Source organism: Blautia sp. 1033sp1_1033st1_G9_1033SCRN_220408, from assembly GCF_040929965.1.
Classification (GTDB): Bacteria; Bacillota; Clostridia; order Lachnospirales; family Lachnospiraceae; genus Blautia_A; species Blautia_A ammoniilytica.
Genome location: NZ_JBFKZO010000026.1, coordinates 36171 through 47034, shown reverse-complemented (window position 1 = coordinate 47034; position 10864 = coordinate 36171). Strand labels below are relative to the sequence as shown.

The following is a 10864-nucleotide window of genomic DNA, read 5'->3' as shown; positions in this document are numbered from 1 at the left end:
GAATATAAATAGTTCATCATCTTTTGCAAAATCAACAGCTTCTTTGATCTTGCGTACAAGGTAATCCTCGTATTCAGTGGTGGACATGAACTGGGTAAGACGTTCTTTAACCTCTACAAAAAGCTCGTCCTTCAGTTCATTTTCCCTGGCAGTCAGATTCCGTTTCAGTGTAAGCTGCTGTGCGGAAAGCGCTTTGTTTACTTCCCGTTTTGCATTTTCTGTTTCAGCCTTGATCTGAGCCTGGGCATCCTGCTGTCGGGTTTGTTTATGATCAGAAAACATTTTCGCCAGATGCTTCTTGTGTTCTTCCAGGGCCTGGCTTGCAGAGCCGGAAGCTTCTTCTACAGAAACATCATAGAAATGCTGCAGTTTTTCTTCGATTGTCATTGGGTGCCTCCTTGTTACAATTTCAGTCCGATTGCCTCATTTACATATGAGGTAATGAAATCCGGTTTGCGGCCAGTACCATGCCTGTCAGGGATTTCGATGATAAGGGGCGTTTTGTGGTTCAGCTTTACATCATCAATGATGGCGGGAAATTCCCTGCCGAACTTTTCAGTCAGCAGGATGATCCCGATCTCTTTATTGGAAATGGCTTTCTCAAGCGCATCCTTCAGCTCAACCCGTTCATGGACAACGACGCCCTCCACACCTGCCAGTCTCATCCCTGTATAGGTGTCAATATTGTCGCTGATTAAGAATATTTTCATATTATAATTTACCGATGATCATGAAGGAGATGATCAGTCCATAAAGGGCAACACCTTCTGCAAGACCTACGAAGATCAGGGATTTACCAAGAATGCTCTGGTCTTCACTGATAGCGCCAAGGGCTGCACTTGCCGCACTGGCTACGGCAATACCACCACCGATACAGGAAAGACCTGTAACAAGTGCTGCTGCGATGTATCCAAGTCCGGTTGCAAGACCTGCGTCAGAACCGGTAGCTGCCTGTACGGATGCACTGCCTGCAAACATAACAGCTGCTGCGATCAGCATGGTGCCAAAGAAGAAGAATGCATTTACACCGATAGCAGTTTTGTAACGGCCGCGGCTTTTTTCGCCCAGAAGATAATAACCAAAGGGAATAATGATACTTAATACAAGTGCTGCTGCTAATACGATCTGAGTCATAGCTGTCATAATAATGTTCTCCTTTCAATTGCCCTGAAATGAAAGTTTTTATAAATGTAGTCAGGGCCTTTCGTTAAAATAATTTTAATTTATTATTTTCACTGCTTCTTGGAACCAAAAGGAACAAACTGCCTTCCGGTACCTTTATAGAAGCGGCTGAAAATCTCATAATACTCCAGACGAAGAACCTGGATACCAACGATCAGTCCTTCCAGTCCGCAGACAAACAGGTTTCCGAGAACGACCACCACCCAGTTAGGGGAACCGCTTTCTGCACCTGCCAGCATCAGTACAACCTCCATCATGGCTGCATGGCTTACTGCGAAGGCTCCGATACGCACAAATGAAAGTGTATTGGAGAAGTAACTTAAAAGGACTTCAAACATTTCAAATAATCCCTGTGTGATAAACATGCCCACACCGCCTTCGATCAGGTGTGGTTTCTTGTTGACCAGGTTTGTAAGAGGCTCTTTCAGGAACATGATAATAAGAGGCAGTACAAACATGATCAGAAGAAGGACTGTGGCAGGAAGGCTTTTACCGGATACGAACAGTGCGATTACAAGAACTGCTGAACCATAGAATACAAGACCTGCAACAGAGTTTGTATCAAACCAGGTTTTTTCGATGTCGTGGGACTTTACAGAGTTGATGATATTAAAGATCATACATAACAAGATCAGTCCCATACCAAAGCCGATGGCTACAATAAATACAGTATTCAGTTTTCCGATAAACGGTACGTTCATCATGGCATTCATTGGGCGCAGCCATATAGGATTCAGGATATCCTCAAATCCAAAGAAACTGCCGAACATAAATCCGAAGAAAGTAGAAAAGACGCCTGCACAGCTTATGATACCTGCAAGGTCAATATGCTTGATCTTGTAGAGAAGCAGTCCGCCGATAAGAAGCAGAAGTCCCTGTCCTACATCTCCGAACATAGCACCAAAGATAAAGGAATAGGTAATTGCCACAAACCAGGTAGGATCCATTTCTCCATAGGCCGGAAGGCCATACATCTTAATGTACATTTCAAAGGGCTTGAAAAGCTTTGGATTTTTTAATTTGGTAGGCGGCTGTTTCTTAATGTTCAATTCATCATCGTCTACCAGACAGAAGATATTAGAATCATTCTTAATGTCATTTTGGAATTTTCTGGTATTTGCTTCTGTCATCCATCCACATAAAATATAGAAGGTATTGGCATTTTCTGAATCATTAGCCTGGTCTTTGCTGCTTCCGTTTGGCAGGCAGGCAGCCAGCTTGCGGATATCAAAGTTCCTGGAAAGCTGGGAAAGAGTCTGATATGCAGAAACAATATCAGAAGCCTTATCCTTTAAAAGCTTCTTCATCTGGTCATTAGCATCAGCCAGGTCAGCTTCATTTTTGTGAATGGCTTTATCCAGGGCAGCGTAAGCTTCTTTTGCTGTACCCTGATATTGATCCGGGATAAAGACTTTTTCAAAATGCATGGCAGCATAAGCTGCATGGATCTTGGCAGCCTCGCATTCCGGAACAAAGTAGATGCCCCAGAAATACTGGTCGTCTTCGTTGCATTTGATAAAAATCGTATCCAGATTTTCATAAATATACTTTTTGAATTTGTAAAAATACTCTTTTTCAATACGTCCGAAACGATAGTGGATATGACGGAAATTCAGGATAGAAGAAACATCAAATTCCACATTTCGGAAGGGAGCGATGATCCGCATGGATTCAGTCAGGGATGTACGCTGTTCTTCCAGCTGGCATTTCCTGTCTGCAATCCGGTCAGATTCGCTTTTCAGGCCGGAAACAATATCCAGAGCCTGTTCAATGGTCAGATCCTTTTCCGGGATCTGTTCAGGAGTATCCAGTTCCTCATAGAAGCTGCTGATAGTTGACAGCATATCTTTATAAGGATTGATTTCCAGAAACGGAGTAAGGTGACGGACAGTGGTCAGCTCAGAAAGAGCATTTTCCAGATGAATCTCATATTTACTGAGATACCGGTTTACCACTCTGTCAATATCCGCTTTTGGCCCGGTGATACTCACAAATTTCATTTTTTCAATCACTATGTTGTCCTCCGGGTTCTTTAATTGTTGCGAATATAACGCATAGCTTCCTCCTGGCCTACTTTGTAACGTACACATTCAAGAGCAATGGTCAGGCGGTTTACTTCGTGTTCTTTATGATATAAGTAAGAATAGATCACTGCTACAGAATAAGGATCCTTCCGTGATTCTTTTTCAAGAACAGTACGGAGAATGTAATTGTAGAATTCCTCCAGGTTGACTGGTGTGATCTGAGGATATTTCCGTCCGTAATATGTGCGGTTCATAACAGCCACAAACTCATCATGGCCGGAAGCCTCTACAAGGGCGGTAATCTCTTCTTTTTTTAATTTATAATTCATAGGGATCAGCAGGCTGTATATAGCGGCAGGATCCATATGGTAATAGCGTTTGGAACGCTGGATAAATTCCAGGTTCAGCATATCAAATTTTTCACCGTAGGCTTTTGTTATTTCCTCCAGGTCATCCCCTTTGAAAAGCTTTTTCCGAAGGTTCCAGATCTGGGTGAAATAGTAAAGATCCAGTGCCATCCCATAATCAAAAAGAAGACCGTTGCCGTGTTCCATTACTCTGGAAAGAGGTCCGTAAAATTCATTACCCTTCAGGGCATTTACAAACTCTTCCATATTTGTGGTGGCGGCTAGACGATCCAGATCTAATTTGGAATGATGAAGGAAAAAGTCACGGTAAGGACTAAGGTCTACAGGGTCTGTATTTCTGTGGTCAAAAAGATTGGCCATGATCGCCTTTAAAACAAGGATCTCATATCTTTTTGAATATAAAGACAGAAAACGTCTCTGTTCCTTGTTTGCAAAGTGGTAAATTTTGGAAAAATTTCGGAAGATCGACTGCTTCAGAAGCTTTTCAATCTGGCCCCTGTGCAGGTCGTTCTCATCAAGGTTGGCCCATGCCCGGGAATATTCCGGTTTTCTTTTTAAATAGGCCACTATCTGAGGTACATTCGGAAGCTGTACGATTTCTGAAAGCTCTTCCTCGGTCATAAGCTTGCTTTGCAGAGCCCTTATTTTGGTAGAAAGTCCGCTATAGGAAAAAACACTTCCCAATTCAATTCACTTCCTTTCTTTTGAAATCTTCATTCATCTGAATTAAGCTGTAATAATTTTTTTGAAAAGTTCTTCGGAAATACGCTGGTGATTCTCTTTATAGAAAGAATCCAGATGCACCAGATGCTGCTCTGTGTCTTCCTTTAATGCTGCCAGGCGTGAATCCTTTTCTTTTTCCAGTTCATTACGTATATCTCGGATTTTTGCGTCGGTTTCTTTTTCCAGGACGGCATCAAACTCTTTACATTGTCTCTCCGTCTCTTCGGAAAGTGCCCGCTTTTTCCTCTCCGCATCTTTCAGAATCTCATCTGCGGTGGTTTCGATTTCCGACAGCTTTCTTAAAATTTGTTCCATCGGCATCCTCCTCCATAAAATTTCCATATATCATACACCTAAAATCTGAGAAAAACTATTTTACAAATGGCCAAAATGGATTGTAAAACAGAAATTCAATTTGTGATTTTTGTCTATGGAATGGATAGTTTCAGTATAGTCATAAGACCAAATTTTTTCAAGGGTCAGTATAATTGGCAGTTACAAAAATGTAAAAAGTATATTTGATATGCCTGTAATATAAAAAAAGTATCGGTGAAACAATGTAGTTGCGGCAATTCCGGAAAGCATGTATGATATGGAAGGAATCCGGATTGCCGGGAAGAGGCGGCCGGGAAAAGAAAAATAAACATGGTAAAAGAAATAAGAAAAATAAAGAGAAAGAGGAAAATGAAAGTATGAGACTGAGGAATATCCCTGGCGCAAAAGAAGCAATCCAGGAAAGCAAATATGTGGTGCATCAGCCCCAACAGCAGAAAGGCCGGTGGAAGCAGGCGTTTGCGTCAGATCAGCCGATTCATATAGAAGTGGGGATGGGGAAAGGCCGTTTTTTGATGGATATGGCACGGCTTCATCCGGAAATCAATTATGTGGGGATCGAGATGTATGACAGCGTGCTGCTGCGTGCTCTGCAAAAAAGAGAAGAACTTGAGAATAATGGAGAGACACTGTCCAATCTTTTGTTTATGTGTGTGGATGCCAGTAATCTGCCGGATATTTTTGAAAAAGAGGAGGTTTCACGGATTTATCTGAATTTTTCAGATCCGTGGCCCAAGGCAAGACATGGGAAACGCCGTCTTACATCCAGAGAGTTTCTGGCCAGGTATGACCAGATTCTGAAAAAAGACGGGACCCTGGAATTTAAGACAGATAACCGTCCTTTATTTGATTTTTCCCTGGAGGAAGTACAGGAAGCAGGCTGGAAGCTTTTGGCTCACTCCTTTGATCTTCATCATGATGAAGAGATGGTGAAGGGAAATGTTATGACAGAATATGAAGAGAAGTTTTCCAAAGCAGGTAATCCTATCTGCAAAATGGTGATCAGCAGATAAGACCCAAAGGACAGAACGTATTTTGCTCCTGGGCATATTATATATAGAAAGAATGCCCAGGAGCAGATATGAAGTCCAGAAATCGTCTGAAACAGTCCCTTAGTCAGTTCAGTTACAAGCATAAGAAGCTGGACAGTCACATGAATAAGATGAGGCGATCCACAGAGGAATTAACAAATATGCTGGAGCATATGGGTGGGAAAAAAGCAGAAAAAAAGGAAAATTAAAAAAAATAAAAAAATTATAAAAATTCCCTTGACTTTTTCTGTCGGCTCATGTACAATATCTCTTGCGTTGAACAAATGGAGTTCTGAGAGAAAACAGAATCACCCAAGACGCTATGCGCTTTTAGCTCAGCTGGTAGAGCACCTGACTCTTAATCAGGGTGTCCAGGGTTCGAGCCCCTGAAGGCGCATTGAAAGCACTGTTTTTGCGGACAAAGTGATTGCCGCGGGGATGGTGTTTTTTTGTGTGAAAAAACTCAGTGTTTATGCGGGTTTGCGGGCTCTTAATCATTTTGTTATATGCCTCAAAAAAACTTTCTAACATCTTTTTTACATCTTCTAAAGCAAATCTTAATTTGAATACAATGTATTCAAGATATCTTTAAAGCATTTTCCATAAGATTCATCTTTTCAAGTTCTGTATGCGTGTCAAAGCAATAGTATTTTAATGTTGTCTTTTCGTCTGAGTGACCTAACATTATTCTTGTGGTGTTGAGACTAACACCACCGTCCAAGAGAGAAGAACCGTAAGTTTTTCTTACTTTATGACTGCTTCTATACAAGATTCCTAGTTTGCTGCAATATTTTTTCAATAATGAAGTGATACATCGTTCGGTGATTGGCTCACTTGTTAATGAAAAAATATAGCCTGCTGCCTTTCCGTTCGATTTTTCTTGACGTTCCTTTGCAATGGCTATAAGTTTTTTTGCTTCTTTTGTTAAAAAAACATATCTGTCGCCGCAGTCTGTTTTTGTATGCGGAACAACTTCTTTAGTATCACGTCTGAGCATTCTCTGGATATGAATATAATTTTCATTCTCGATATCAGAAAATTTCACAGCACACAATTCACCAATTCTTAATCCTGTTTGAAATTGAAACATAAGAGCAAGGGGAGAAAGCTCATAGAATTTCACAGCATTTTTATAATCTTCCCATGCAAGAGGAATCATCATTTTTCTTTCATCAACGGTGTAGACTTGTGTATCATCGGGCTTCTTTTGCTCTTTTCTGAAAATCTTTTTATCAATTTTAAGCCCCTTCATGGGGTTGCTCTCGATAATATCCAAATCAACTGCATATTCAAGCGCTTGTCTCATAATGACTTGAACATTTACATATTTTTTTCGAGTCATATCATAATCTTTTATAAGTTGGTGAGCCCAAACGTCCAATGTCAGTTTATTGATTTTTTTCAAAGGTATTTTTATGATAGGGGTTCCAACGTAAAAAGATTTCCAATCACTTTCAATTCTTGTGATATAAGTTGAAGCAGTTGTATGAAGTCGCTTATATTTCAACCATTCGTGATAAAAAATTTCCAAGTTTACTTTATCCAAAAGATTGTCAAGCAGCTTCTCTTTGTAGAAGTCATTTAGCCATTCATAAAGTTCTTCTTCTGTTGCTTTGACGATGAGTTTCCTTCCATATTTTTTCGCTTTATCTGGAATGTAAGTTCTCCAACGTTGGTCTTTTCCATTACCTTTGCCGATAGAATATGGATGCTTTTTCTGTATTTCTGCTTTGATTAAATCGTTCATTTTCAAGGCACATCGCTTATTTTAATATTAGCATTTTTTATTTATGAAATCAACAGTAAGTACCAAAAGAATGACTTACTATTATCTATATAGAGGTATACTAATATCATCAAAGAGAGGAACACAGAACCTCAGAAAAATAAAAAAAAATACAATAAGGGTAGCGACCAGACGCTAAACGCCAAAAGGCGAAGAAAGGAAAATATTATGTTTATCAATTACGAAATGGCTACAATCGAAATCACAAAAGCAGAAGCAAAAGAAGCAGGCGTTTTCAAATCTGAAATGTACGAAAATCTTAAAGAAGCAAGAGAAGCAACAGGCTATAAAGTTGTAGTAAAAGATACCAAGAAAAAAGCAGACACAATGAAAGGTCTTACATATGCTTATATGACCATCTATATCGAAAAGAAAGCAGGAGACCGCAAAGAAGCTCTTATGACTGAGTTTAATGAGCTTCGTGGATGTGTAAACGGAAAAAGAGATATGCTTGCGGAAAAAGCAACTTATGGAGAAGTAAAGGCGTGGTTCCTTAAACAGTTTACAGAAATCACAGAGTTCAATGAAAAGCTGACAGAAAAGAGAGCAGCCCTTCGTGAAGACAGAGAAATGAAAAAAATTGAAAAAATGATTATTTAATTAGCTTTAGTAGAACAAGTTGTAATAAGAAAAAAATAAAATCCAAAAGAAAGAGGTAATAAACCATGAAATCTCCTATTACAATCGACTTCGTTAATTCAATAATTATTGTAAATGCAGCTTATGCCAAAAAAGCGAGCAACCCGTTCTCTCAGGAATATGAACAGCTTCAAAGAGTTCGTGCTGATTATCCGACTTATGCGGTTATAACAAGAACTATTAAAAAGAATTCTGAAAAAGAATCTTACAAAGGTCTTACCTACGATTATATGAGAGCCTATATTATGAGCCATGAAGAAGGGGAGAACAGGGTAAAAATGGTAATGGAATTTGATGAATTGCTTCTTATTTCTCAGTGTCACAGTAAGGCACACAGATATCCAGTTATTAAAAACTGGTTTCTTGAGAAATATCCGGCAGTTAGAGATTATGGAATGGTGGAGATGCCTGGCTTTAAAATAGTTCCAAAAGAAAAGAAAGAGGAAAAGGGCAGCAGCCAGTCAAAAGTTGCCTAAAACTTCTCTACTATTTAGGATAAACGACCTTATTCGATTTTAATAAAAATATTTTGTAATATTAATCTATAAATAAAAACAAAAAGAAAGGACAATATAAATGATTGGTACAAAATATCTTTCAGAAGCAGTCGATATCAATAATCTTGAAACAGAAAAACTTAATATTATCAAAGCTCCAACAGGTAGTGGCAAGACATACTTTGCACTTCACGAAATCTCTTCACTTTGCCAAAATGCACTCCATCAGGCAGTATATTTGATTGATACAATAAATGGTAAAGAACAGATTCTTCGGAATTACAATGCTACGGAATGCAATAAATATTGGCTTCGAGACATCGAAGGTGACTACTTGTGGTTTCAAGAGGACAGTCGCGTTGTTATTATGACTTATGCGAAGTTTGGTTTGATTTTGTCGAGCAAACCTGAGTTTTATAATTATTTTGATTATATAATTTGCGATGAGCTACATAGTCTCATTCACTTTCAATACTTTTCAAAATTACCTAATAGTCATTCTATTGCTAAAGAAGGCTTAGAAAGAGCTGTAACCAATAGTAAAACAACTGTAATTGCGCTCACCGCGACACCTGAGATAGTAAAAAAGAAATTTAACACCGCAATTTGTGAATTACCAGTTTCAGAAGATGTACTTCATTACGAAACAAAAGAGACGGTAAGGTATACAAATCTTAATGCTCTTTTATCTTCTATCAATGCTACTGATAAAATCGGTATTTGCTATGTAACGCGCATTACAGCAATGAAAGAATTAAATGCTCTTGCGGTTAAGTTGGGTTATTCTCCTATTTGTATTTGGAGTACTTCAAATCAAGACCATCCCATGACAGATGAGCAGCACGCAGTCAGAGAACAAATACTGAAAAATTTTATTATCCCAGAAAAATATAATCTATTAATCATCAACGCAAGCTGCGCAACAAGTATAAAGATAAAGTCAAGAGTTGATTATATCATTATCAATAGTTCACATGAAGATACTCAAATTCAGGTGCGGGGAAGATATACAGGGGACTTAGATATCATTTATCTTCCTGCAATGGCAGATATGATACAAGTTAAAATACCTGATGCATTTTTAGCAAGACGACTTTTCAGAGAAGACAAAGAGAAACTTTGTAGAATCCTGAATATCCGCAACTCAAGAAATAACCGTCTATGTGGTTGGACAACAATTCGCAGGATACTTATAGATTCAGATTATCAGATATTAGATGCGCGCTTTCAGAACCGACATTATAGTATTATTACCGTTTCTAAAGAAGAATAATGCCAAAATTGTATATATCCTTAAAGAGTACATACAAAATTGGCAGTTAAAATTAATAAGACAGAAAAGATTAATCTACATGAATAGATTTTTATATATAGTAAAGAATAAAGATTTCCGCAGCAGCAGGAAAAGAAAGGACACGTTATGATGTATGAACATGAAACACTTCAAGATGAACTAGACAGAAGGGACGGTATTCCAGACTATTACGATACAATGTATCTTGACGGATATGACGTTAATCAAATCTGTCGTGCTTTTGATAAAGTCCAAAGAAGGAAGTTCCGTAAAATACGGCAGGAGAAAATGGCGAAACGAGAGCAGCAGGAACTAGAACGTTCTATCAAAGCAGAACTTGAAAAAACTGTCGAGAAGGCACTTGATGAACTTCTAGCAGGATTTAACAAATAAATTGCGGCAAGCCCGTTTGTGAGATTATAAGACCTCATAAATGGACTTGCCATTTTTTTCGTTATTTATTCTTTTTGCTTTTGGTATTTCCCTTACATCCGTTCCCTGAAATGAAAGTACCTCTTAGTGGAAGTTCTGTCCTCGTATAATCGGAAAATCGAATTTTTCCAAAAGAATCCTGAATACCTGCCCCCTATGACGCTTACCTGCTGCCCTTCGGGTCTCTTTAAAGGACTGACCGCACACACTCCCTCTTTTCTATTGGAATATGCTAAAAGGGCTATTCTGCGGTTTCTGGCGTGTCTTCTGCCACGTATTCGACCAAATCCCCTACTTGACAGTTTAAGAGCTTGCAAAGTGTGTCTATGGTCTTCCAAGACACTAATTCGTTATGTCTTATCTGTTGAAGATAAGATTGTCCGATTAACTTCTCTTCTCGTATTCTTGTGGAAGTATAACCATTCTTTTTAAGCTCTGCCATAATATCCATTTTATATCTAAGAGCCATTTTAATGTCCTCCTTCTCCATTTTATTTAATAATAGCATATTTTTGCACCAGTTTCCAGTGTTAATATTGCACTAATTTCAAGTGT

The 10864-nt window shown here is 38.8% G+C and carries 14 protein-coding genes and 1 tRNA gene; 7 read left to right on the top strand and 8 right to left on the bottom strand.

The window, feature by feature from the left end; genetic code table 11:
• The 6 genes from AB5916_RS15370 to AB5916_RS15345 all read right to left on the bottom strand — a co-directional run.
• The coding region (locus AB5916_RS15370) for an Archaeal/vacuolar-type H+-ATPase subunit E (protein ID WP_368191651.1) at positions 1-387 on the bottom strand (387 nt) is incomplete at its 3' end.
• A gap of 14 nt (positions 388-401) precedes the next feature.
• Positions 402-710, bottom strand: coding sequence for a V-type ATP synthase subunit F (locus AB5916_RS15365; protein WP_158422288.1), 309 nt, complete (start codon positions 708-710; stop codon positions 402-404).
• 1 nt (position 711) lies between these two features.
• Positions 712-1143 carry an ATP synthase subunit C gene (locus tag AB5916_RS15360; protein ID WP_158422287.1) on the bottom strand — a complete coding sequence of 144 codons (432 nt, stop codon included), beginning with the start codon at positions 1141-1143 and terminating at the stop codon, positions 712-714.
• Between the two features lie 89 nt (positions 1144-1232).
• Entirely contained in the window at positions 1233-3194 is a 1962-nt protein-coding gene (locus AB5916_RS15355; RefSeq protein ID WP_368191650.1) for a V-type ATP synthase subunit I, read from the bottom strand.
• Positions 3195-3214: 20 nt separating this feature from the next.
• The gene (locus AB5916_RS15350) at positions 3215-4258 is read right to left on the bottom strand and encodes a V-type ATPase subunit (RefSeq protein ID WP_158422285.1); all 1044 of its coding nucleotides are present in this window, start codon (positions 4256-4258) and stop codon (positions 3215-3217) included.
• Between the two features lie 42 nt (positions 4259-4300).
• On the bottom strand, positions 4301-4612 hold the full coding sequence (locus AB5916_RS15345) for a hypothetical protein (protein ID WP_173727087.1): 312 nt from the start codon (positions 4610-4612) through the stop codon (positions 4301-4303).
• 377 nt (positions 4613-4989) lie between these two features.
• Here AB5916_RS15345 and trmB point away from each other — a divergent pair, with 377 nt between their 5' ends.
• The 3 genes from trmB (at position 4990) to AB5916_RS15330 (ending at position 6058) form a co-directional block, all read left to right on the top strand.
• Positions 4990-5643: a tRNA (guanosine(46)-N7)-methyltransferase TrmB gene (gene trmB / locus AB5916_RS15340; RefSeq protein WP_158422308.1), complete on the top strand. Its 654-nt coding sequence runs from the start codon at positions 4990-4992 to the stop codon at positions 5641-5643.
• Between the two features lie 68 nt (positions 5644-5711).
• Positions 5712-5870, top strand: a complete 159-nt coding sequence (locus AB5916_RS15335) for a hypothetical protein (protein WP_173727086.1) — start codon at positions 5712-5714, stop codon at positions 5868-5870.
• A gap of 115 nt (positions 5871-5985) precedes the next feature.
• A tRNA-Lys gene (locus tag AB5916_RS15330) sits at positions 5986-6058 on the top strand.
• Between the two features lie 180 nt (positions 6059-6238).
• Here the strand turns inward: AB5916_RS15330 and AB5916_RS15325 are convergent.
• Complete coding sequence (locus AB5916_RS15325) at positions 6239-7408, bottom strand: tyrosine-type recombinase/integrase (protein ID WP_368191649.1); 1170 nt, start codon at positions 7406-7408, stop codon at positions 6239-6241.
• 225 nt (positions 7409-7633) lie between these two features.
• Between AB5916_RS15325 and AB5916_RS15320 the strand changes: the two genes are divergently transcribed.
• From AB5916_RS15320 to AB5916_RS15305, 4 genes are all read left to right on the top strand, one after another.
• The gene (locus AB5916_RS15320) at positions 7634-8047 is read left to right on the top strand and encodes a hypothetical protein (protein ID WP_368191648.1); all 414 of its coding nucleotides are present in this window, start codon (positions 7634-7636) and stop codon (positions 8045-8047) included.
• A gap of 65 nt (positions 8048-8112) precedes the next feature.
• Positions 8113-8562: a hypothetical protein gene (locus tag AB5916_RS15315; protein ID WP_368191647.1), complete on the top strand. Its 450-nt coding sequence runs from the start codon at positions 8113-8115 to the stop codon at positions 8560-8562.
• Positions 8563-8662: 100 nt separating this feature from the next.
• On the top strand, positions 8663-9856 hold the full coding sequence (locus AB5916_RS15310; protein ID WP_368191646.1) for a DEAD/DEAH box helicase family protein: 1194 nt from the start codon (positions 8663-8665) through the stop codon (positions 9854-9856).
• 147 nt (positions 9857-10003) lie between these two features.
• Entirely contained in the window at positions 10004-10270 is a 267-nt protein-coding gene (locus AB5916_RS15305; protein WP_227195450.1) for a hypothetical protein, read from the top strand.
• 280 nt (positions 10271-10550) lie between these two features.
• Here AB5916_RS15305 and AB5916_RS15300 read toward each other — a convergent pair whose 3' ends face one another.
• Entirely contained in the window at positions 10551-10778 is a 228-nt protein-coding gene (locus tag AB5916_RS15300) for a helix-turn-helix domain-containing protein (RefSeq protein ID WP_368191645.1), read from the bottom strand.
• Positions 10779-10864 lie beyond the last annotated feature (86 nt).